Consider the following 22,521-nt stretch of genomic DNA (forward strand, 5'->3'; position numbering starts at 1 on the left):
CAGAAAATAAATCGAGGGATCATTACGGCCGGGCGCGTAATGCCGTCTCCGCGTACTTCGCTGTAGCCGTTGTAGCTTCGGATCCGAAACACGCCCTCCTCTCTACAAGCTGGCCGAGGGAACCGGTACCGCGTCGATCAATGCCCTGGTGTATTCGTGCTGAGCATCGGTGAAGATCTGCTCTGCCGGGCCGTATTCGACGATTTTTCCGCGATACATGACCGCGATGTCGTGCGCCAAGTTGCGCACCACGGATAGATCGTGTGAAACGAATAGATAGGACAGCCCACGCTCGATCTGCAAATTGCGCAACAGATTCAGCACTCCTGCCTGGATGGAGACGTCCAGTGCGGATACCGGCTCGTCCAGCACGAGTAATTCGGGATCCAGCGCGAGCGCGCGGGCGATGCTGATGCGTTGTTTCTGACCGCCGGAGAAATCGGCGGGATAGCGGTCGGCGTGTTCTGGTCGCAATCCGACCTGTTCGAGCAATTCTGGTACTCGGTGGGTGATCTCAGTTCTCAGCCGTCCGTCGATACGAAGCGGCTCGGCAAGGATGTCGAAGATGGGCAGGCGTGGGTCCAGGGAGGCGGTGGGGTCCTGGAAGACGATCTGCATCTTCCGGCGTAACTCCCGCTTACGTTCCTTACTCAGGGCGGTGACGTCACTGCCCATGATCTCGATGGCGCCCGACTGCGGGCGGGCCAGTTCGAGAATCTGGGTGAGCGCAGTGGACTTGCCGGAACCGGATTCGCCGACCAGCGCCAAGGTGCGCCCTGCCCGCACTTCGAAGCTGATGCCGTCGACCGCTCTGATCTCGCCCTTACGGCGGCGCAACACCACACCTGAGGTGATCGGGAAGACCTTGACCAAGTCTGTGACCCGCAAGATCACCTCTGGTTCCACCTCGGTATGTGTTGCCGGTGCGGAGACTTCGCTGCGATAGGCCTCGAAAAGCTTGTCTGTGCCGATCTCGGCGGTGCGCAGGCATGCGGCGGTGTGCCCGGGATCGATCAGCTCCAAAGACGGTTCGGTGGTCAGGCAGTCTTCGATTGCGACCGGACAGCGCGGGGCGAATGAGCAGCCAGGTGGTAGCGCGTGCATAGCGGGTGGCGCACCCGCGATCGGGGTCAGCGGCCGACGTGCCGGTCCGTCCATGCGCGGGATCGAACCGAGCAGCCCCACGGTGTACGGCATGCGCGGCGCACCGAATAGCGCTGCAGTAGTAGCTGTCTCGACGATCTTGCCCGCGTACATCACAGCGACGCGGTCGGCCAGAGTGGCCGCGATGCCCATATCGTGGGTGATCGTGATAACGCCGGCACCGGTGATATCGCGCGCTTCGCGGAGCAGGTTCAAGATCTGCTGCTGCACTGTTACATCGAGTGCTGTGGTCGGCTCGTCGCAGATGATCAGCGCCGGATCATTGGCGATCGCCATCGCGATGACTACTCGTTGGCGCTGACCACCGGAGAACTCGTGCGGAAAAGCCTTGGCCCGCAGCTGTGGATCAGGGATGCCGACCAAGTCGAGCAATTCTACCGCCCGCCTCGCGGCATCGGCCTTACTCATGGTGCCGTGCGCCAACAGGGCTTCGGCGATTTGGTCGCCCACTCGGTAGACGGGAGTCAGTGCCGAGAGGGGATCCTGGAACACCATGCTGATGGCGCTGCCCCGCAGCGTGGACAATTGGCGATCGCCGAGCCCTAGCAGTTCGCGGCCACGGAACCGGATGGATCCGGTGATCCGAGCCTGTGCGGGCAGCAGACCCATCACCGCCAACGAGGACACAGATTTGCCTGAACCGGATTCGCCGACGATGGCCAGTACCTCACCGTCGGCGACCGTATAGGTGACGCTGCGGACTGCGTCGATCCGTCCCTCCTCACTGGGGAAGGAAACGCGCAGATCGGTGACTTCCAGAAGAGGCGTGACCGAGTTGGAATCGATCGGCTTCGTAGTGGCCTCCGCGCTCGTCATGATTCTGCCTTCTTCGCCCGTGCCCGCTCGGCACCGGGGTCGAACGCGTCGCGCAGCCCGTCACCGACCAGGTTCGCGCACAGCACGATGATGATCAGCAGACCACCGGAGAACAGGAATAGCCAGGGAAAGGTCAGCGACGACTCGGTCCCCATCGCGATCAGCGAACCCAGTGACACATCTGGCGACTGTACGCCGAAACCGAGGAAGCTCAGCCCGGTCTCGGCCATGATCGCAGCCCCGACGGTGAGCGTGGTGTCGATGATCAGGATGGAAGCGATGTTCGGGAGGATATGGGTGAGGATCACTGTGTGGGTCGGCGCGCCCATGTAGCGTGCGGCCCGGATGAATTCGCGATCGCGCAGGCTCATTGTCAGGCCGCGCACGATACGCGCGGAGATCATCCAGCCGAAGCCGGACAGTAGGACGATCAGCAGCAGCAGGGAACCGCTGCCTTTCGTAAGCGGCGCGAACAGCGCGATGATGATGAAGCTCGGGATCACCAGCAGCAGGTCGACCAACCACATGATCGCGCGATCGGTCCAGCCGCCGAGCAGCCCGGCCAAGGTCCCTGCGGTTGCCGCGATCATAGTGGAGAACACTGCGACGAACAGGCCTATAATCATGGATTTCTGTAGGCCGCGCAGGGTCTGTGCGAGCACGTCCGCGCCGGTCTGGGTGGTGCCGAACAGATGCTCGGTGCTCGGCGGTTGGAGCCGTGCGGTCTGGTCCAGGTACTGGTAGTCGTAAGGTAGTAGCGGCGGAAGCGCAAAGGTAGCTATGAACAGCACGATCAGGATCACTCCGCCAGCGATGGCAGGCTTGTTGCGCAGGAAGCGCCGCAGCACCAGTTTTCGTCGTCCGGCCGCAGCGGTCTCGGGGGCACCCTGGACAATGATTTCGGTCTCGGTCATGTTGTCCCCTTGTCGGGATGCGTAGGCCCGCCGTGACTACCCGGACTATCCGCTCGGTACCGGTCGTTCATCCCACACGCACTCTCGGGTCGAGGATCGCGTACACGATGTCGGAGAGCAGACCCGAAACCAGCACGATCAGGCCAGTGAACGCAGTCACCGTGACCACCACGTATAGATCTTGAGCATTGATCGCGTCGACCAGCCATTCGCCGACGCCGTGCCATCCGAAGATTTTCTCGGTGAAGGTCGCGCCGGTGATCAAGCCGCCGAGGCTATAGGCGAACAGGGTGGCCATCGGAATCAGTGCAGTACGTAAGCCATGCTTGTAGAGCGCTTTGTTGCTGGTGAGGCCTTTGGCGCGGGCGGTGCGGATGAAATCGCTCTGCAATACGTCGAGCATGGCATTGCGCTGGTAGCGGCTGTAGCCCGCCATCGCGGCGAGGGCCAGACCGGCGGTAGGCACGATCAGATGTTGGATGCGGTCGAGCAGTTGCGGCCAGAAGCCTTCGATCCGGCTTGCCGATGTTTCGCCGGTATAGAGAAATATCTGTGTGCCAGTGAGTAGGTTGATCTCCAGCGCGCCGTACTTCAACAAGGTCGCGAGCAGGAACACCGGGGTGCTCAAGATCAGCAGCGACGCCGTCGTGGTGACGTAGTCGCTGATCTTGTATTGCCGGATCGCGCCCGCTGCGCCGATCAACACTCCGAGCGCGGTGCCGATCAGGGAACCGATGATCAGCAGCCGTAGGCTCACCGCGACTCGCCGCGGCAATTCCTTGCTCACCGGCTGACCCGTGAGCGTGGTACCGAAATCGCCCCGAGGAATGCCCGAGAGCCAGGTGAGATATCGCTGGGGGATCGGGTCGTTGAGGTGCAGCTCTTCGGCCTTGGCGTCGATCACCGCTTGCGGTGGCCGCGGGTTCCGTTGCTCCAGACTGTCCAGGGGGTGGAACGTCAGGGATGCCACGCTGAACGTCAGGAACGAAGCCAGCAGTAACAGCACGACATAGTTGAACGCGCGTCGTAGCAGGAAGCCGGTCATCAGTCCTCTGGTTCTTCGGCTGGCCGGGCCAGCGTCGTTACTAGCCCTCGATCATAAGGATGCGGCTGCCCGGGCGCGTGTCATGAGTGGATCGGGCATGTCCGGTCCACTCATGACGACGGGCCGGTCGATGGCGGGGGCGGTCCGGCAGGATGGGATAGGTGACGCCTTTGCACCTGCCGAAGCTGCACCTGTCCAAGCCGAAGATGGTCGCCACCGACGTGGATGGCACGCTCATCGACCATGATGAGCGAGTCACCGCCAGGACCAAGGCCGCGGTGGGTGCTCTACTCGCGGACGGTGTGTCGTTCGTACTGGCCACAGGGCGTCCGCCGCGCTGGATCGCCCCGGTGGTGGAGGGGCTGGGATATGCGCCGCTGTGCGTATGCGGCAACGGTGCGGTGGTCTACGACAGCGCTACTGATCGGGTTCTGACCAGCATGACATTGGATGTGGTGACGCTTTCCTGGCTTGCCGATGCCGCCGAGCGGGTACTGCCGGGCTGTGGTCTCGCCGCGGAGCGAGTGGGTGAGCGTGCGCACGATGCGGTCACGCCGCAGTTTGTCAGCTCACCGTTGTACGAGCATGCTTGGCTCAACCCAGACGACACTTCGGTGGCCCGCGAGGAGGTCATCGACGCGCCCGCCATCAAGATGCTGATCCGGCTACCGGGTGCGCGCAGCTCCGATATGTGCGCGGTGCTGGCTCCGGTGATCGGGGAGCGCGCCGATATCACCTACTCCACTGAGCACGGCCTCATCGAATTGTCCGCGCCCGGTGTCACCAAAGCTTCAGGGCTCGCGACGGTGGCCCAGCGTCTCGGGGTGGCCGCGGAAACCATTGTCGCGTTCGGTGATATGCCCAACGATGTCCCGATGCTGACTATGGCGGGCCATGGCGTCGCGATGCGCAACGCGCACCCTGAAGCGCTCGCCGCCGCTGACGAAATCACTGAATCCAATTCCGCGGATGGAGTAGCCCGGGTTCTGGAACGCTGGTGGGGCTGAGCGAGCCGCTTGCCTGGAACACTTGCCTGGAATGATGGATAGCGCCGATAGCGCGACGGACTATAAGGAGTCCGTCGCGCTATCGGCGGGTGTTGTGGCGAACGGCGCGCACAGCAGAGTTCATGGACCCGTGCTGAGATCGCTCTGCCGTGGTCGCACCAGGTAGCTGTCGCTCTAGGTTTCCCATACTGTCGTGACGATTCCGGTGTTCTGCTCGAGAATCAGTGCGCCGCGCTGGAAGTCGGCGCGCAGTCCTTCTGGAACCGGGTAGGCGCTTCGCAGTGGAAGCCCGAGTGCGCCTGCGTCGGCGCCGAGTTGTACGAAGCGGTCTCTGATGGCGCCGAATACTTCGACGATCTGTCCCTCCGGTGTGGTGTAGATGTAGCCGTTGGTGAACTTCGCGTACTGCTGACCCTGCGCGGCGGGCAGCACTTCCGACAGTGCGATGCCGAGTGGTCCGGCAGGCCCGCCCGACTGTGCCCAATATTTCGCGATGATGTTGTCGTGCACCAAGTTCAGCAGTTTGATCGTGAGTTCGGCGAGAGCTGTCAGGTCGGCCGCGGAGATCGCGGGAAGCGAGGGGATCGTGGGAAGCGAAGGGAGAGGAGTACCCGGCGCGCTTGCGGCGATGTCGCGGATTTGATCCATCATCGCGTATGCCGCATCGCCGGGGCAGTCGGTCTTTCCTACATCGCGGTGCGCGAAGATGATCGGCAATCGCACGGCCGCGCCCCGCGCGTACGGGGTGTACGGGGTGCCCTCGGAGTACATCGTGGTGTGACCTTTGGGGTCGAGGCCTGCGACCTTGGCGCGCCAACCTACGAGAGTGCCGATCGCGTTTATCGCCTCGTTCGTGGGTGGTTCGGATTCATAGCTGCCCATCAGCGCGACACCTGAGGTGTTCTCATTGAACCCGCCTGCGTGCGCACCCTGCACCGGGTGGGTGAGGCCGCCGAAACGGCCCTCGAAGATCTGGCCGTATTTGTCGACTAACGCGTGGTAGCCGATATCGCACCAGCCCAGTGTTCTCGCGTGGTAGGCATATATCGCGCGGACTATTCCCGCGGATTCCGACTTGCTGTAGTTGTTGTTACCTGCGGTGTGATGCACGGTGACGCCGCCGAGACCGTTGTCGTAGGTGGGTCCGGCGCAGCGAAGGGATTCATCCGCGCCCCATTGGACGCGGGTGATCATGTTCGGTCCGCCGCCGGGCAGCGCTACTGCCGCTGCGTGAAGCGAGTCGTCGACCGGGCCTCGGCCGGGATCGATGAGCACGGCGGTCAGATCGGCGATGTGCTGGGCTGGATCGTCGGAGTGAGAGACGGGGTGCCGAGCCGGGTGGCCCGTGCCGATTACCGGCGGCGTCAGCGTTGTTGCCTGCGGCGTGGATGTTCGTGTGACCAGCACCTGAACCGCGTTCGTTGTACCGACGTAGATCGGTTCGGTGCCATCGATGCTCTGGCCGGGGTGGTTGGTCCCCACCGGCTCGGTGCCATACCACGCCCCCCAGGTGCCGTCGGGTTGCCGGGCACGGATCGCTGCCTTGGTATCCGTCAGCTCCTCGGCGGTGAAGGCGACCATGCTGAAGGGTGTATCGCTGGAAAGTTCTTTGACCTGCGCCCCTACCTGATCTATCAGTTCCGGGTGTACGGCGCCGGGAGACAATGCTGGGGTCTCCGCAGTGGTTCCTGGTCGGAGCCGGGCGAGATCGGTCAGGAAACGAGCGTTATTCGAGGCGGCCGCGGGAATCGGCACGGCCAGTGGATGCGGCCTATCGGGCGCGGGAACCGGAATGAACTCAGGAATCCGCAGCATGCGTAGATCGGAAAGGCGTAGTTCGGGCAGATCCAATCCGTCGAGTTCGCGCAGCGGGAGCACTGTGTCCGGCGTTTTGTTGAGTGCGATCTCGGTGAGCTGAGTCGGGACGGGGACCGATTTGTTGTTTGTAGCGCGGTAGTCGTTCGAATCGCTGAGCATGAGTGTTGTGAGCGGGGTAGCTACCGCGAGGACGGTGACCATCGGGAGCGCATAGGAATATTTCGGTTTGCGGTACCGCACGAGCATCTCCAATCAGGTCGAACCAGTGATCATGAGCTGTTCGGGGTCGCTTCTTGATGTTTCAACAGTCGTAACGGCCACAGCAGTGACAGCGCGAGACCTCTTGTTGGAAATGATCTGATTGCGTGAAGGTAGCTACCAGATAGCAAATGAATGTGGCGACATGCCGCGCGCGATCCGAACATTCCTGGAAAACCATGGGAGCGATACGGTCGCAGTGGAATTGACTTTGACGTTACGTCAATATGCATGCTTGGTGCATCGACGAGAACGATAAGGGAGAACGGTGATGCCGAGGGTTACCGGGGAATGGTCCATCCAGGAACTGGCGAAGGCAGCCGGTACCACCAGCCGGACGTTGCGCCACTACGGACAGCTCGGGCTGTTGCTGCCCAGCCGGATCGGTGTCAATGGTTATCGCTATTACGACCAGAACTCCCTTGTGCGACTGCAACGCATCTTGCTGCTGCGTGCACTCGGCCTCGGTCTACCGGTCATCGCTGAAGTCTTAGCCGGTGCGCAGGAGCCCGCTGCCGCGCTACGCACGCATTTGGCGCTGCTCCGGCAGGAACAGGACCGGATCCGGCGTCAGATCGAGTCGGTGCAAACAACGCTATGGAAAACGGAAAGAGGTGAACAACTCGTGGCAGCGGAAGTTTTTGACGGCTTCGACCACACGAGGTACAAGGACGAGGTCATCGAGCGCTGGGGTTCGGCCGCCTATGAACAGGGTGACCGCTGGTGGCGCTCGATCTCCGAGGCGGACAAGGAGTCCTTTCTGCAGACTCATCTGGATATCGCCGCAGACTACGGTCGGGCGCACGCTTGTGGGCTCGAGCTGGACAGCGTCGAGGTGCAAGCCATTGTCCAGCGCCATCACGACTGGATCGTCATCGGCTGGCAGGGGCGGCCGATGACGCGGGAAGCCTTCATCGGTATGGGGGAGATGTACGTCGCCGATCCGCGATTCGCGGCGAATTACGAGGTACACGGAGCAGGTACTACCGAGTTCGTATGTGCGGCGATGAAGATCTACGCTGCGCGGCGCTTGTAGCGCACACCACGGCGACAGCTGGTGCGCCGACTGTCGTACGTTGTGCGCGGACTGATCCGCGCGGAATCCATGCGAGCTGCTGAATGCCAGGACGAGGCCACTGAGGGGTCACTGAACGAACCGGTAGTGAGGTGCCTCAGTCCTTGGTGGGAAGCGATTGCCAGGATGAAGCAGGAGCCGGGGGCTGTGCCTTGCAGCACAGCCCCCGGCTCCCCCTGGATGGGGGGAAGACTTCCGATACGCTGGGCTCCCGTGACCTTCGCATCGTCCCCGGATAACTCAGTCAACTCCGCCTCACAGTTCGATCTGATCGTCGTCGGCTCCGGATTCTTTGGGCTGACCGTTGCCGAACGTGCCGCCACAGTGCTGGGTAAACGGGTTCTGGTGGTCGAACGCCGCTACCACATCGGCGGTAACGCCTATTCGGAACCGGATCCAGAAACCGGAATCGAGATCCACAAGTACGGCGCCCATCTTTTCCACACCTCGAACAAGAGGGTGTGGGACTACGTCACACAGTTCACCGAGTTCACTGGATATCAGCATCGCGTCTTCGCGATGCACAAAGGGGAGGCTTATCAGTTTCCGATGGGACTCGGTCTGGTCTCCCAGTTTTTCGGCCGCTACTTCTCGCCGGAAGAAGCGCGTGCACTGATCGCGGAACAGGCCGCAGAGATCGAAACCGAGAATGCGCAAAATCTCGAAGAGAAGGCCATCTCGCTCATCGGCCGCCCGCTCTATGAGGCGTTCGTGCGCGACTACACCGCCAAGCAGTGGCAGACCGATCCGAAGGAACTGCCTGCGGGCACTATCACTCGCCTCCCGGTCCGCTATACCTTCGACAACCGCTACTTCAACGACGCCTATGAGGGGCTGCCCCGCGAAGGTTATACGAAATGGCTGGAGAACATGGCCGCGTCCGACCTGATCGAGGTGCGGCTGAATACCGACTGGTTCGAGGTGCGTGAGCAGCTGCGTGCCGACACCCCGGCCGCGCCGGTTGTCTATACCGGCCCACTCGACCGCTACTTCGGCTACCGAGAGGGCGAGCTGGGATGGCGCACGATCGATTTCGAGACCGAGGTGTTGCCGGTCGGCGACTTCCAGGGCACCTCGGTGATGAACTACAACGACGCGGATGTGCCCTACACCCGCATTATCGAGCCGCGCCACTTCCATCCGGAACGGGAATACCCCGCCGATAAGACCGTGATCATGCGGGAATACTCGCGGTCCGCGCAGACCGGCGACGAACCGTACTATCCGATCAATACGCCGGAAGACCGGGCAAAGCTCCTGGCCTACCGCGCACTGGCCAAAGAAGAGACCGCGACGGAGGGGGTCGTCTTCGGTGGCCGTCTCGGTACGTATCAATATCTGGATATGCACATGGCGATCGGCAGTGCGCTGAGCATGTTCGACAATGTGCTGCGCCCGCACCTGCAAGACGGTGCTCCGCTGGCGGCCGACCACGAGGGCTAGGAGCAGAATGACCGCCCAAACTGTTGTGGAAGACATCACCATCGCCACACGCGCCGCTGCGCTGTTGCAGCGCATCATCCTGCCCAGACCGGGAGAACCGCTGGATGTGCGTACCCTCTATTTAGAGGAGTCGGCCAGCAATGCCCGGCGTGCGCACGCTGTCACCCGCACCTCGTTGTCGATCGGTGCGGAATCCGAGGTCTCGTTCTGCACCTACTTCAACGCGCTGCCCGCGAGTTATTGGCGGCGCTGGACCATTTTGTCCGCAGTGGTGCTCCGGCTGGAATTGACCGGCCACGGCCGAGTGGACATGTACCGGTCCAAGGCCGATGGTTCCCGGATCTACATCCAGGGCAAGGAGTTCACGGGAGGGGCAGCAACCTCGGGGAATCATGCGGATCCGGATATCGTCGAGCCTGGTGTCGACTCGGTGGTCTTGGAATTCGAGACCGATCTCGCCCCGTTCGAGGACGGCGGCTGGATTTGGTTCGACATCACCACCGATACCGCGGTCACTTTGCTGTCCGGCGGCTGGTACGCGCCGGTAGAGGCCCCTGGCGTCGGCAGCATCGCGGTGGGCATGCCCACCTTCAACCGGCCCGCCGACGCGGTGCGAACTCTGGCTGCCCTCGGCGCGGATCCCTTGGTGCTGGAGAAGGTCGAGGCCGTCATCATCCCGGACCAGGGTACGAAAAAGGTAGTCGACGAGCCCGGCTTCTTGGCAGCGGCCGCAGCGCTGGGGGGCAGGCTGGTCATTCACGATCAGCCCAATCTCGGCGGTTCCGGTGGCTACAGCCGCGTCATGTACGAGGCGTTGCGGACTACTGATGCCGAATACATCGTCTACATGGACGACGATATAGAAATCGAACCGGATTCGATTCTGCGCGCGCTGGCGTTCGCCCGCTTCGCGAAATCGCCCGTGCTGGTCGGCGGTCAGATGCTTAACTTGCAGGAGCGCTCCCACCTACACGTTATGGGTGAGGTCGTCGATCGTGGCGTCTTCATGTGGACTGCGGCGCCGAACGTCGAATACGATCACGACTTCTCCAGATACCCGCTCACCGACCGGGATAACTCGAAGCTGCTGCACCGGCGCATCGATGTCGACTTCAATGGCTGGTGGACCTGCGTCATCCCGCGTCAGGTCGCCGAGGAATTGGGACAGCCTCTCCCGCTGTTCCTGAAATGGGACGACGCTGAGTACGGCCTGCGCGCTCGGGCCGCCGGGTATCCCACTGTCACCTTGCCCGGCGCCGCGGTTTGGCATATGGCCTGGAGCGATAAGGATGACGCCATAGACTGGCAGGCGTACTTCCACCTGCGCAATCGCTTGGTCGTAGCCGCGTTGCATCTGCCGGGAAACGGGCGCGCCATGGTGGCCGACACGATCAAGGCCACCGTGAAGCACCTGCTCTGTCTGGAATATTCGACAGTCGCGATCCAGAATCTGGCTATCCGCGATTTCCTCGCAGGTCCCGAGCGATTGTTTCAGCTGTTGCCCAGTGCGTTGGGTGCGGTGCATACGTTGCGCAGGCAGTATCCGGATGCGGTCACCCTTCCTTCGTCAACCGAACTTCCCCTGGCCAGCCATAGTGACGTCGGCGCGGTCGGCGAGCCGGTCAACCCGGTCGCCAAAGCGGCACGGCTGGTCAAGGGTCTGCTGCACAACATCCGTCCCGCGCGCGCCGAGCACCATGAGACCCCCCAGTTGAATGTGCCGACACTCGATGCCCGCTGGTTCCTGCTCTCTCAGGTAGATGGGGTCACCGTCACCACGGCCGATGGCCGCGGCGTGGTCTATCGCAAGCGGGATCCGCGCCAGGCGCTCGGCCTGTTCAAGGAGGCCATGCGCCTGCGCAAGGAGCTGGCCGCTCGTTTCCCGGAAATGCGCCGCCGCTACCGTAGCGCACACCCCCAGCTGACCAGTACCGAGGCGTGGGAGCGGGTTTTCGGCATCGGTGACAACACGAAGGATGGCAAGCAGTGAGTCTCGCATCGAACGGAGCCGACGGCGCGGCGCTGGACCCGCCGCTGCACAGTGCGAATGGCCACGGTTGCCCGGTGTCGGTGCGATCGGAGGCTGAGCGGTCGCGGGCAGTACCCGCAGTGTTTTCGGAGGTCGCGATTATCAATGCCACGCAGGCCACCCTGGGCAGCAAACCCACGGTGGTTTCTGCCGCGCGCGGTATGTCGCACTTCGGCGAGCACGCTCTCGGCTGGGTTGGTATCGCTGCCATGGGCTGGCTGCTGGACAAGCCGCGCCGCAGGCAGTGGGCCGGGGTCGCGGTCGGCGCGGTCGGCGCGCACGCCGCCTCTATCGTGATCAAGCGCATTGTCCGGCGACCCCGTCCGCATGATCAGTCGGTGCAGGTCAACGTCGGGACGCCGAGCAAGCTGAGCTTTCCGTCTTCGCATGCGACCTCGACTACGGCAGCGGCCGTGTTGCTCGGCAGAGTGACCGGGCTACCCTTGCCTGCGGTGCTCGTTCCCCCGATGCTGCTGTCCCGAGTAGTTCTGGGGGTGCATTATCCCTCCGACGTGCTCGCCGGTTCCGCGCTCGGCGCCGCGTCTGCCGCTGCCCTGCTCGCTGCCGAAAAGAGACTCGATAGTGACCGCACGAGAAAGAGCTTTGGTTGACATGAGTGAAGAGCCGACCGGCGCTGATCTGGCCGAGGCTGTTGTCAAGGGCCCGCCCAAGACGTTGGCCAGCGGCTTGTTCAAGGCTGTCCGTCCGCGACAGTGGGTCAAGAATGTTCTCGTGCTCGCCGCGCCGCTGGCCGCGGGCACGGTCACCGATACGGACGTCCTAGCGCATGTCGGCATGGCCTTTGTGGTGTTCTGTATGGCGGCCTCAGGCGTTTACTTGATCAACGATGCCCTCGACGTAGAGGCCGACCGCGCGCATCCGACCAAGCGATTCCGGCCGATCGCCGCGGGTGTCGTCCCGGTGAACCTGGCCTATGCGCTCTCGGCCTTGCTCCTGAGTGGCTCGGTCGCCGCATCGTTGCTCGCGTCGTGGCAATTAGCCGTAGTGATGACGGTGTATATCGGTATCCAGCTCGCCTACTGCTTCGGGCTCAAACATCAGGCGGTGCTGGACATCTGCATCGTGTCCTCGGGCTTCCTGCTGCGCGCGGTCGCGGGCGGCGCGGCCTCTGGTATCCCGCTTTCACAGTGGTTCCTGCTGATCATGGCATTCGGCTCGCTGTTCATGGCCGCGGGCAAGCGTTACGCGGAACTACAGATCGCATTGGGCACCGGTGCGAAGATCCGTAAGTCGCTCGAGTACTACACCCCCACCTACCTGCGCTTCACTTGGACCCTCGCCGCGACAGCGGTAGTGGTGTTCTATGGACTATGGGCATTCGAGCAGGATCGGTTGAATGAAACCACGTGGTTCGCCATCTCGATGGTCCCGTTTACCATCGCGATCCTGCGTTACGCGGTCGACGTCGACGGCGGCGAGGCCGGTGAACCGGAAGAGATCGCACTGGGGGATCGTGTCCTGCAGTGCCTTGCAGTCGCCTGGATCGGAGCGGTAGGTGTCGCTGTCTATCTCACCTGACGAGATGCTGGTAGCGGAGCGAACGGAATGCGCAGCAGAGCGGTCGGCAGATAGGCCGGCGCGTTCGGTGTCGCGCTTTGTAGTTCTATCCAAAGCCACGTTCGTCGGTGGGGTCGGGCTCACTGTTGTCCTTTTCGCGATCGGAGGTTGGCAGCGACGCTGGATTGCCGACGACGGACTCATCGTGCTGCGCACGGTGCGGAACCTGCTGGCGGGTAACGGCCCCGTCTTCAACCAGGGCGAGCGCGTCGAAACCAATACCAGTACCGCGTGGACCTACCTGATCTGGTTTTTCAGCTGGCTGACCCAGGCGCGCCTCGAGTATGTGGCGCTCGGACTTGCGCTTACGTTATCGCTGGCCGCCGTGGTGTTCGCCATGCTCGGATCGGCCCGGCTGTGGGGCGGCAGCGGGGCGGCACTGTTGCTGCCCGCGGGTGTGCTGGTCTATATCGCGCTGTCCCCGGCTCGCGACTACGCCACCTCCGGCCTGGAGAGCGGCTTGGTGATTTGTTGGATAGGCCTGCTGTGGTGGCAGTTGATGCGTTGGAGTCAGGCCGAGTCACCTCGTCTGCCCGGCCTGCTCGCTCTGGTCTTCTTCGCTGGGCTGGCCCCGCTGGTCCGTCCCGAGCTGACCTTGGTCGGTGCTCTCGCGCTGCTGATGATCTTTATCGCGCCCATGCCGGAGAGCCGATTGCGCCCGATCGTGCTGCGTGCGGTGATCGTCGCGGTGGCAGGATTGGTTCCGCTCAGCTATCAGATCTGGCGGATGGGCTACTACGGCCTGCCCTACCCGAACACCGCGGTCGCGAAGGATGCGGGTGGCGCCAAATGGGGGCAAGGGTTTACCTATCTATGGGACCTGGTCGGTCCGTACTTTCTGTGGGTGCCGCTGCTGCTGTTGCTGATCGCGGGTGTGCTCGCCGCTCGCGCTCGGGCCGAGTCGGCGCCGCGGATCGACCGTGCCGCCCCGCGCGCAGCGGTGCGGGGCTGGTCCTTCGGCCGGGCGCGGCAGTGGCTGCGCTCGCCGAGTGCGGTGGTCACCATGGCCTTGGTCAGCGGTTTTCTTCTCACGGTGTATGTGCTGCGGGTTGGTGGCGACTTCATGCACGGCCGGATGCTGCTGCCGCAGCTGTTTCTGTTCTTGCTCCCGGTCGCTGTGCTCCCTTTGCGGGCGCCGGCAGTGGGTGTGCGCGCGGTGCTGGCAGGTGATTGGTCATTCGCGGTGTTCGCTGTCGCTCTGGTAGGCGTTGCGGGCTGGGCTTTGTTCGCGGCCGACACCGTCGCGATCAAGACCGGCACCAAGATCTCTTCGACCGGCATCGTCGACGAGCGTATCTACTACGTGCTCAATACCGGACATGATCATCCGATCCTCGCCGAGGACTATCTGGACTATCCGCGTGTCCGTGCGATGGTCGAAGACATCGCGGCGACTCCAGAGGGTGGCCTGCTGCTCAACTCGCCTTCGTTCACGTTCTGGTATGTTGTCCCGCCGCCCGCTCCTATCCCGGCTGGTGGTGTCGGGCATACTGTCTACTTCCTCAACCTCGGAATGACCAGCATGAACGTCCCGCTGGACGTGCGGGTGATCGATCCGATGGGCTTGGCCTACCCACTGGCCGCGCATACCGATCGGCTTGCCGACGGCCGGATCGGGCACGATAAAAGCCTGTATCCGGATTGGGTGATCGCGGATACCGGCATGGTGGAGAAGAAGCCGTGGTTGCCCTGGTTCCTGGACGAAGAGTGGGTGGCCCAAGCACGCACGGCGCTAACCTGCCCCGACACCCAAGCTTTGCTGCTGTCCTCCCGTGGCCCACTCACTTTCGAGCGTTTTCGGCACAATCTGCGTAATGCGTTGCGATTCGCCGAATACCGCATTGAGCGGGTGCCGAAGTACGAAATCCAACGTTGTGGGCTGGTCGATCCGGTCGCGCGACCTGATGCGCCGCGCTGAGCGCGGAACCAGGCTCCAACCAGACGTCCGGCCTTGATCTCCCTCGTGAGAGCGCCTCGGCGGGTTATGGTGTGCACGGCTTGCCGCTGTCGCTGTGAAACGAAAGGTTGAACGGGATGCGAGGCGTGGTCGGGCGTGATCGGAACACTCGAAGTGCAGGCTCTTGGTTCCAGCGATCGATGTTGGTATCGCTGGCTGTTCTACTACCGCTCGGACTATCGCTGGCCGGGCCGGTCGGCTCGGCGTCCGCGGCATTCAATCCGGACGGCCTGGACTTCTGGGTCGATTCCGAGATGGGGCCGATCAAGTCGCGCGTTTTCCGCGCGGCTGATGGCAACACTCAGCGTGTGGTGTATGCGCTGGACGGCATGCGGGCGCGCAACGACCTGAACGGCTGGGAGATCGACACCGAGGTCGCGCGGGAGTTGACCAGATGGAATATCAATGTCGTCATGCCGGTAGGCGGCCCGTCGAGCTTCTACGCGGACTGGAACGCGCCGAGTGACTTCTTCGGTATCCCGACCGGTTCGGTTTCTTCTATTTCGTCTTCGGGCTCCGCGCTGACCGGCTCTTCTGGTTGGGGGGAAACTCTTGGCAAGGTCAACACCTATAAGTGGGAAACCTTCCTGACCGAGAATCTGCGGTGGGCCCTACGCGATCGGCTGGGCTTCAACCCGAACCGCAACGGAGTGTTCGGCTTGTCGATGGGCGGCAGCGCCGCATTGGCTCTCGCGGCGTATCACCGGGAGCAGTTCAGCTTCGCCGCTTCGCTTTCCGGCTACTTGAACATCTCCGCGCCGGGCATGCGGGAGGCGATGCGCGTGGCGATGCTGAGTGCGGGCGGCTACAACATCGATGCGATGGCGCCGCCGTGGGGCTCGCAATGGTTGCGGATGGATCCCTTCATATTCGCGCCGCAGCTCAAGGCCAACAACACCCGTCTATGGATCGCGTCGGGCAGCGGTCTTCCGTCCGAAGGCGATGTGAACTCACTGCTGGACGCGGTCCAAGGCGTGCCGTTGGAGTTCTTGGCATTGGTGAACACCAGGGCTTTCCAGGTACGGATGATGTCATTGGGCGCCACCAATGTCACCTACAGCTTCCCGCCTGTCGGCCTGCACAATTGGCGTAACTGGGAAGCGGAGGTCCACCGGATGCTCCCGGACCTCTCGGCGAATATCGGGTAGTCCCCGACGACGAGCGACTACCCTGTGCTGTTAGCGCGGGGTAGTCACACGGTTTCGTGGTCGGCTGGAGTGCTTCGGCCGAGGTCGTCTCGGCCGAGAGTACGAACATGAAGTGGTTGAGTAGTTGTGCCTCGGCTGACTATCCAGCACTATGAAGAGATCCACCTCAATTGATAGCTTTTTGGTATATCACGAGGCTGATTCGGTAGTTTCGCGGCAGGAGATGAGCTTCGGAGCCCGATGACGAGACAGTGGATATCGCGGAACGGATATAGCGGAACATTAGCTGACCTGGTAGCCCGAGCGGAAGGTCGACGTGATGCGAAGTGCGTGCAAGCCCGGCGGTTCTCGATCGACTGGCGTCTGGTTACGGCGATGGGTTCTCGGTATTGCTGTGGCAATGCTGTTGCCGCTCGGAACAACCATCGCGGGAACCAGCGCCACGGCATCGGCGGCGTTCAATCCGGCGGCTTTCGATTTCTGGGTCGATTCCGCTATGGGACCGATCAAGACCCGGATTCTGCGTGCCGCGGACGGCAATACCCATCGGGTCGCCTATGCGTTGGACGGCTTGCGGGCGCAAGAGACTCTGAACGGCTGGGAGGTGGAGACCGATATTCCGGAAGCTCTGGCGAGTCGGAACATCAACGTAGTCATGCCGGTTGGTGGACAGTCCAGCTTCTACGCCGACTGGGTCGCACCCAGTGAGTTCTTCGGCATCCCACCAGGCACTGGCGGAGAGTCCGGTTCGGGGGCATTGAATGCTTTCTCGGGTGGGCCGGGCAAGAGCTACCGGTACCAATGGGAGACCTTCTTGACCGAGAATCTGCGGTGGGCACTGCGTGATCGGCTCGGGTTCAGCCCGTATCGTAACGGTGTATTCGGCTTGTCCATGGGCGGCAGTGCCGCACTGACTCTCGCGGCGTATCACCCGGAGCAGTTCAGCTTCGCAGGTTCGTTCTCCGGCTACCTGAACAATTCCGCGCCGGGCATGCGTGAGGCGATTCGCGCCGCCATGTTGGATTCAGGCGGTTACAACGTGGACTCGATGGCGCCGCCCTGGAGCCCGCAGTGGTTTCGGATGGACCCATTCGTCTTCGCGCCCAACCTGATCCAGAACCAGACCCGTCTGTGGATCGCCGCTGCCAGCGGTCGGCCGACAGAGACGGATTCACCGTCCATCGCCACTCTCAGTGGTATGGAGTTGGAGACATTGGCTTTGGCGAACACGCGGGCTTTCCAGGCTCGGATGGATTCGCTCGGCGGCGGTAACGCCGTCTATTCCTTTCCGCCTTACGGCATCCACGCCTGGAATAACTGGGCCGATGAGGCCAGGCGAATGATTCCGGATATGTCGGCGAACATCGGTTGAGTCCGCGTGTGGCACTACGATGCGGACGTAGTCTTCGGGCAGTCGCGTTCACATGTCATCGAATAGAGTTTGCTATGTAGCGCGTGTCTTCCTGGAAGGCTGGCATAACCGGAGTACAAAGCTCTTGTGGCAGGGACTATTCGCGGTAGCTGGAGCAAACGTCGGCTCATGCTGCTCACCATCGCCATAACCACTCCGTTGGCCGCGAGCATGTCCAGTGGTGCTCCTGTCGTCGCGCAGCCGAAGGCTGCGATGGCGACACCGGCTACGGAGAAGGTCGTGTGGCTCAGCGACCGCCGCGTTGCATTGTGGGTGAACTCGCCATCCATGGGTGTGCCGATCCAGGTGCAACTGCTCCTGGCCAAGGATTGGAACGTTCGCCCCGAGGCCCGGTTCCCCGTTCTGTTCCTGCTCGACGGCCTGCGCGCCACCGAGGACGAGAGTGGTTGGACGAAGGAGGCGGGTGCGGTCGACTTCTTCGCCGACAAGAATGTCACTGTCGTGCTTCCAGTCGGTGGGCAGGCCAGCTTCTACACCGACTGGCTGGAGCCGAACAACGGCCGCAACTACAAGTGGGAAACCTTTCTCACCAAGGAGCTTCCTCCGCTGCTGGAGAATCATTGGCGAGCCACGAATGTGCGGGGCATAGAGGGGCTGTCGATGGGTGGCACCGCCGCGATGCTCCTCGCCGCACGGAATTCGGATTTCGTGCGATACGCCGGATCTTACTCCGGCTTTCTCACTACGACCACGCTTGGCATGCCAGAGGCCATCGAGTTCGCTGTCAGCAATGCGGGTGGTTTCGACTCCTCTGCCATGTGGGGTCCGCCGACGGGCCCGGAATGGGCCGCCCACGATCCGTATGCGCTGGCCGAAAAACTACGCGGGGTCAGCCTTTATGTCTCCAGTGGCAGTGGTGTGACCGGTCCCTTCGATCAGGCCGCGAATATCCCAGGTGTGAGTACCAATGTCGCGGGTATGGGTCTGGAGATTCTTTCCCGGATCACCTCGCAGAACTTCGTGACCAAACTGGCTGAACTGGCGATTCCGGTACAGGTGAACTACCGCCCCTCCGGCACCCACTCCTGGCCTTACTGGGATTTCGAGATGCGTCAGTCCTGGCGCCAAGCGGCGGCCGCGCTTGGGGTAGTACCTGACCCGCCCGAATGTCATAGCAGCGGCCCGATCGATGCGGTAGCCGCGGCGACCGGCTGGCTCGGCGCCTGTGTTACCGGCGAGTACCAGGTGGCGAATGGCACCGCCCAGGACTTCGCCGGAGGCCGGGTATTCTTCATGCCGGGTAATGGCGCGTATCCGGTCGGTGGTGCGATCGGCGGCGGCTACCAGGCCGCCATCGGCCCTTCCGGGCCACTCGGACTGCCGACGAGCATCGAACGAGCGTTACCTGATAATCGCGGCAGGTTTCAGACCTTCCAGTACGGCTCGCTGTACTGGACGCCACAGACCGGCGCACAGGCGATTCACGGAGCGATCGGTGAAGAGTGGGGGAAGCAGGGGTTCGAACGTGGCCCCGCGGGCTACCCGACCGCGCCGGAGGCCAAGACACCGCATCGAGACGGAGTAGTGCAAGCATTTGAGAATGGCCCGTTCTACTACAGTCAGAACACCGGTGCGCACCACGTCCACGGCCTGATCCTCGGCAAATACGCTCAATTGGGCTACGAGGAAAGCGGGTTGGGCTTCCCGGTCACCGAGGAGCGACCGCTCCGGGACTTCGGGCGGTTCAGCGGTTTCGAGGGCGGCAATATCTATTGGAGCCCGCTATCGGGGGCTTGGGCAGTGCGTAACGGGCCTATTCTGGAAGCCTGGCGTGAGCTCGGCTACGAGAACGGCAGGCTCGGGTACCCGATCAGCGACGAGTTTCCTATCCCTGGCGGTGTGCGGCAGAACTTCCAAGCCGGTTTCATCATGGTCAATGACGGCAAACCGGAAGTTCACAGTCTGTGAGGCGGACTGATTCAGTCGGTTTGATCCGATAAGTCCGAATTGATCTCGACCCGGCCGTTGGTGCGGTCGACTGTTCTCGTAGGTTCCGGGTGGTGGTGAACACACCGTGCTGCCTGCACGGTGATCGGGCGAGGCTAGCCTGGTGGGCGACCCGACCGCTTCGCGAAAGATCGAGGACGAGAATTCATGCATCGGACCCGTGGAAAGGTATTCGGCGTGATTGCGGCGATTGCCGCGACCAGCCTGCTCGCCGCATGTGGCGACAATAATTCGACTGCGACGAGCACGCCGACCTCGACCCACAGTGCGACGGCGACCCCATCGACCGCCGCGCCTGCGCCTGCCGGGACCGGACAGGCTACCGATCAGCCCGCTCCCGCTCCGGCGTCGGAACAGCCCAAGCAGCCGGCATCAGAGCAGCCGCAGCCGGCACCTAGCATGGCCGCTCCATCTGTGGACACTTCGAAGTTCTCCGATAAGGACAAGCGCTTTCTCGACAAGCTGGCCGCGCAGGGCATCAAACCGTCAACCCCGGACATAGCGCTGAGCATCGGCCGGTATGTCTGTCAGGGCACTGCCGCTGGTACCTCCGACCAGGATCTGACCACCTTCGTGAACGCTATGGCCGGTTCCGATCCCGCTTTCGACCAGGAAAAGATGCCGGTCGAGAAAGCCGGGAAGATCTACATCTCGACCGCACGCGCTACATACTGCCAGTGAGTGTGCTGTTCCGTTCGGTGTCCCGTCGGCGTAAGCCGATGGGATGCCTGATCGCGATCGGCATCGTCGTGCTGATCGTTCTGGTCGTCTTACTGCTGTGGTATCTGCTCGCCGGGCGGTTGCGCCCGCCCGCCCCTGCTCCGACGCCACCGCAGCGGCCTGCCGCACAGCCTGCGAGCTGCCCCGATGTGCAGATGATCTCGGTGCCAGGCACCTGGGAGTCGAGCAGCTCGGACGATCCGCACCATCCGACAGCCAATCCCGCGTCGCTGATGCTCAGCATCTCCGAGCCGATCGCTCAGCGCTTTCCCGCCGACCGCGTAGACGTGTACACCATTCCGTACGTCGCGCAGTTCTCCAATCCGATCGCGATTCCGCCGGATGGCCAGCAGTCTTACAACAACAGCCGCTCCGAGGGTACGCAGCGGACGATCGACGTCATGGCCAACCGGTATAAGGAATGCCCGTTGACCACTTATGTGCTCGCGGGGTTCTCTCAAGGCGCGGTCATTGCCGGTGATGTGGCCGCGCAGATCGGCGCGGGGAAGGGGCCGGTGCCCGCGGATCTGGTGCTAGGGGTGGCATTGCTGGCCGACGGACGGCGCACCGGCGATACCGGCCCCGGCCAGCCGATCCAGATCGGCCGGCCCCCGCCTGGTGTGGGTGCCGAAGTCGCTTTGAAGGGGTTGGACGTGCCAGGCATCACGATGACCGGTCCGCGTCCGGGGGGTTTCGGTTCGCTGGCCGACCGCACCTACACCATCTGCGCGCCCGGCGACTTGATTTGCGACGCTCCCCGCGAGGCTCTGCGTCCGTGGAACATCCTCAGCAGCTTGAACACCCTGGTTCATGCGGTGGGTAATCCAGTGCACAGCCTCTACAAAAGTTTCGTCGTCGACACCGATGGCACTACCGCGACTCAGTGGACGGTCACATGGGCCGAGGGTCTCATCGAGGTCGCGCCGCACCCAGCTCATTCGTGAGAATGCACAGATCGTGCGACAACTCGCATCCGGTTGCGTGACAAGCGCAACTCGAACCGGGGGGACGCTGTAAAGTGCGCTGGTGATCGCGACGCCAGGCAACGTTCCGACACCGGTCTCCGGATGGGCGCCGCGCCGACATTTCCGTACAGCCAGGAGCATGAGTTCATGACAGAAGCCGCCTCGATCGCCCCGGTCGATTGTGCCACGGATGCTGTGTCGACCGCGCTGGGCACTCCGCTGCGTCCATTCCGCTTCGGGGCTTGCGGTGAGGGAAACAAGCAAGAGGGCGGTGCGCGCAAGTTTGTCCAGACTGCCAAGCAGGCCGAGGAGTACGGCTTCGACACGTTCTTCGTGCCCGACCACCTCGGTGACCAGATCGGGCCGATCGCCGCGCTCGGCGCGCTGACCCAGGCCACTGAGAAAATCCGTCTCGGCACCTCGGTACTCGCGAATGGTTTCCGCCACCCCGTTGTTTTGGCCAAGGACCTGGCCACGATCGATGTACTGTCCAAGGGCAGGCTCGAGGTCGGCCTCGGTGCGGGCTGGATCAAAGAAGAGTTCGAGAACGCGGGCATTCCTTACGAGTCGCCCGGCGTGCGGCTGGAGAAGCTGGAAGAAGCGCTGATCATTCTCGATGTGTTGCTGCGTGGTCAGGAGTGCACTTTCGAGGGCAAGTACTACCAGGTACGCGGGATCAAGGGAACGCCGCGGCCTCGGCAGGGGCCACGTCCACCGATCTGTGCAGGTGGTGGTGGCCCGAAGATGCTGCGCTTGGTGGCCAAATACGCCGATATCATCTCCGTAGTTCCGGTGACCACCAAGAACGGCAAGGGCCTTCTCTCTGGCATCACTCTCGAGAAGGCCATCGAAAAGGTGAATCTGATCAAGGAGGCTGCTGGTGACCGGTTCGCCGACATCGAGCTGAACTGGCCCATCAACGCTATCGTGATCACCGATGATCGCGAGAAGACCGCGGAGATGGCGCTGTCGGCGTTGGATCGGGGACTACACCCGAACCTAGAGGTCGACGTGCAACTATCGGTCGAAGACATCTTGAAATCGCCCTACTTGGCGATCGGTACATTTGAGGAGATCGCCGAACAGATCCGACGTGTGCGCCAACTCACCTCGATGTCCTATATCGGCGTGTTTCCCACACAGATGGACGCGTTCGCCCCCATCATCCCTCTGCTGCGGGAAGAGTGAGCGGGTCTCCTCTGTAA

The 22,521-nt window shown here is 62.6% G+C and carries 17 protein-coding genes; 13 read left to right on the forward strand and 4 right to left on the reverse strand.

The genetic code is table 11. The annotated features are described in order from the left end of the window. Positions 1-102 precede the first annotated feature (102 nt). From ACX4ZE_RS07455 to ACX4ZE_RS07465, 3 genes are all read right to left on the reverse strand, one after another. A complete protein-coding gene (locus ACX4ZE_RS07455; RefSeq protein WP_480272587.1) occupies positions 103-1,980 on the reverse strand; it encodes an ABC transporter ATP-binding protein in 1,878 nt (625 codons plus the stop codon). Beyond that, positions 1,977-2,894 (reverse strand): ABC transporter permease, encoded by a 918-nt coding sequence (locus tag ACX4ZE_RS07460; protein ID WP_480272588.1) that lies wholly within the window; start codon positions 2,892-2,894, stop codon positions 1,977-1,979. Before ACX4ZE_RS07460 ends, ACX4ZE_RS07455 begins: the two co-directional genes overlap by 4 nt. Positions 2,895-2,961: 67 nt before the next feature. Continuing rightward, positions 2,962-3,939, reverse strand: a complete 978-nt coding sequence (locus ACX4ZE_RS07465; protein ID WP_480272589.1) for an ABC transporter permease — start codon at positions 3,937-3,939, stop codon at positions 2,962-2,964. A gap of 206 nt (positions 3,940-4,145) precedes the next feature. On the opposite strand from ACX4ZE_RS07465, the gene ACX4ZE_RS07470 reads away from it, so the two are divergent. After that, positions 4,146-4,946: an HAD family hydrolase gene (locus tag ACX4ZE_RS07470; RefSeq protein WP_480272736.1), complete on the forward strand. Its 801-nt coding sequence runs from the start codon at positions 4,146-4,148 to the stop codon at positions 4,944-4,946. Between the two features lie 174 nt (positions 4,947-5,120). Here ACX4ZE_RS07470 and ACX4ZE_RS07475 read toward each other — a convergent pair whose 3' ends face one another. Beyond that, positions 5,121-7,010, reverse strand: coding sequence for an N-acetylmuramoyl-L-alanine amidase (locus ACX4ZE_RS07475; RefSeq protein WP_480272590.1), 1,890 nt, complete (start codon positions 7,008-7,010; stop codon positions 5,121-5,123). A 283-nt stretch (positions 7,011-7,293) separates the two neighbouring features. On the opposite strand from ACX4ZE_RS07475, the gene ACX4ZE_RS07480 reads away from it, so the two are divergent. The 12 genes from ACX4ZE_RS07480 to ACX4ZE_RS07535 all read left to right on the forward strand — a co-directional run bounded on the left by ACX4ZE_RS07480 (position 7,294) and on the right by ACX4ZE_RS07535 (position 22,504). Beyond that, complete coding sequence (locus ACX4ZE_RS07480; protein WP_480272591.1) at positions 7,294-8,058, forward strand: MerR family transcriptional regulator; 765 nt, start codon at positions 7,294-7,296, stop codon at positions 8,056-8,058. Positions 8,059-8,310: 252 nt separating this feature from the next. Next, on the forward strand, positions 8,311-9,540 hold the full coding sequence (glf, locus tag ACX4ZE_RS07485) for a UDP-galactopyranose mutase (protein ID WP_480272592.1): 1,230 nt from the start codon (positions 8,311-8,313) through the stop codon (positions 9,538-9,540). Between the two features lie 7 nt (positions 9,541-9,547). Further along, the gene (locus ACX4ZE_RS07490; protein WP_480272593.1) at positions 9,548-11,530 is read left to right on the forward strand and encodes a glycosyltransferase; all 1,983 of its coding nucleotides are present in this window, start codon (positions 9,548-9,550) and stop codon (positions 11,528-11,530) included. 119 nt (positions 11,531-11,649) lie between these two features. Next, complete coding sequence (locus ACX4ZE_RS07495; RefSeq protein ID WP_480272737.1) at positions 11,650-12,180, forward strand: phosphatase PAP2 family protein; 531 nt, start codon at positions 11,650-11,652, stop codon at positions 12,178-12,180. A gap of 1 nt (position 12,181) precedes the next feature. Further along, positions 12,182-13,108, forward strand: coding sequence for a decaprenyl-phosphate phosphoribosyltransferase (locus tag ACX4ZE_RS07500; protein ID WP_480272594.1), 927 nt, complete (start codon positions 12,182-12,184; stop codon positions 13,106-13,108). Between the two features lie 4 nt (positions 13,109-13,112). Further along, complete coding sequence (locus ACX4ZE_RS07505) at positions 13,113-15,065, forward strand: arabinofuranosyltransferase AftB family protein (protein WP_480272738.1); 1,953 nt, start codon at positions 13,113-13,115, stop codon at positions 15,063-15,065. A 179-nt stretch (positions 15,066-15,244) separates the two neighbouring features. Beyond that, positions 15,245-16,252, forward strand: a complete 1,008-nt coding sequence (locus tag ACX4ZE_RS07510; protein ID WP_480272595.1) for an alpha/beta hydrolase — start codon at positions 15,245-15,247, stop codon at positions 16,250-16,252. A gap of 319 nt (positions 16,253-16,571) precedes the next feature. Further along, entirely contained in the window at positions 16,572-17,624 is a 1,053-nt protein-coding gene (locus tag ACX4ZE_RS07515; RefSeq protein WP_480272596.1) for an alpha/beta hydrolase, read from the forward strand. Positions 17,625-17,792: 168 nt separating this feature from the next. Next, a complete protein-coding gene (locus tag ACX4ZE_RS07520) occupies positions 17,793-19,592 on the forward strand; it encodes an alpha/beta hydrolase-fold protein (RefSeq protein ID WP_480272739.1) in 1,800 nt (599 codons plus the stop codon). 186 nt (positions 19,593-19,778) lie between these two features. Further along, entirely contained in the window at positions 19,779-20,312 is a 534-nt protein-coding gene (locus ACX4ZE_RS07525; protein ID WP_480272597.1) for a DUF732 domain-containing protein, read from the forward strand. A 38-nt stretch (positions 20,313-20,350) separates the two neighbouring features. Further along, positions 20,351-21,295, forward strand: a complete 945-nt coding sequence (locus ACX4ZE_RS07530) for a cutinase family protein (protein WP_480272740.1) — start codon at positions 20,351-20,353, stop codon at positions 21,293-21,295. A 168-nt stretch (positions 21,296-21,463) separates the two neighbouring features. Next, on the forward strand, positions 21,464-22,504 hold the full coding sequence (locus ACX4ZE_RS07535; RefSeq protein WP_480272598.1) for an LLM class F420-dependent oxidoreductase: 1,041 nt from the start codon (positions 21,464-21,466) through the stop codon (positions 22,502-22,504). Positions 22,505-22,521: the final 17 nt, after the last annotated feature.

This window comes from Nocardia sp. TBRC8007 (assembly GCF_056629435.1).

What these genes read in the sequence shown, in the direction of transcription:
- ACX4ZE_RS07455 (WP_480272587.1), bottom strand. Translation starts at nt 1,980, where the DNA reads ATGACGAGCGCGGAGGCCACTACGAAGCCGATCGATTCCAACTCGGTC.
- ACX4ZE_RS07460 (WP_480272588.1), bottom strand. Translation starts at nt 2,894, where the DNA reads ATGACCGAGACCGAAATCATTGTCCAGGGTGCCCCCGAGACCGCTGCG.
- ACX4ZE_RS07465 (WP_480272589.1), bottom strand. Translation starts at nt 3,939, where the DNA reads ATGACCGGCTTCCTGCTACGACGCGCGTTCAACTATGTCGTGCTGTTA.
- ACX4ZE_RS07470 (WP_480272736.1), top strand. Translation starts at nt 4,146, where the DNA reads ATGGTCGCCACCGACGTGGATGGCACGCTCATCGACCATGATGAGCGA.
- ACX4ZE_RS07475 (WP_480272590.1), bottom strand. Translation starts at nt 7,010, where the DNA reads ATGCTCGTGCGGTACCGCAAACCGAAATATTCCTATGCGCTCCCGATG.
- ACX4ZE_RS07480 (WP_480272591.1), top strand. Translation starts at nt 7,294, where the DNA reads ATGCCGAGGGTTACCGGGGAATGGTCCATCCAGGAACTGGCGAAGGCA.
- ACX4ZE_RS07490 (WP_480272593.1), top strand. Translation starts at nt 9,548, where the DNA reads ATGACCGCCCAAACTGTTGTGGAAGACATCACCATCGCCACACGCGCC.
- ACX4ZE_RS07500 (WP_480272594.1), top strand. Translation starts at nt 12,182, where the DNA reads ATGAGTGAAGAGCCGACCGGCGCTGATCTGGCCGAGGCTGTTGTCAAG.
- ACX4ZE_RS07505 (WP_480272738.1), top strand. Translation starts at nt 13,113, where the DNA reads ATGCTGGTAGCGGAGCGAACGGAATGCGCAGCAGAGCGGTCGGCAGAT.
- ACX4ZE_RS07510 (WP_480272595.1), top strand. Translation starts at nt 15,245, where the DNA reads ATGTTGGTATCGCTGGCTGTTCTACTACCGCTCGGACTATCGCTGGCC.
- ACX4ZE_RS07515 (WP_480272596.1), top strand. Translation starts at nt 16,572, where the DNA reads ATGCGAAGTGCGTGCAAGCCCGGCGGTTCTCGATCGACTGGCGTCTGG.
- ACX4ZE_RS07520 (WP_480272739.1), top strand. Translation starts at nt 17,793, where the DNA reads ATGCTGCTCACCATCGCCATAACCACTCCGTTGGCCGCGAGCATGTCC.
- ACX4ZE_RS07525 (WP_480272597.1), top strand. Translation starts at nt 19,779, where the DNA reads ATGCATCGGACCCGTGGAAAGGTATTCGGCGTGATTGCGGCGATTGCC.
- ACX4ZE_RS07530 (WP_480272740.1), top strand. Translation starts at nt 20,351, where the DNA reads ATGGGATGCCTGATCGCGATCGGCATCGTCGTGCTGATCGTTCTGGTC.
- ACX4ZE_RS07535 (WP_480272598.1), top strand. Translation starts at nt 21,464, where the DNA reads ATGACAGAAGCCGCCTCGATCGCCCCGGTCGATTGTGCCACGGATGCT.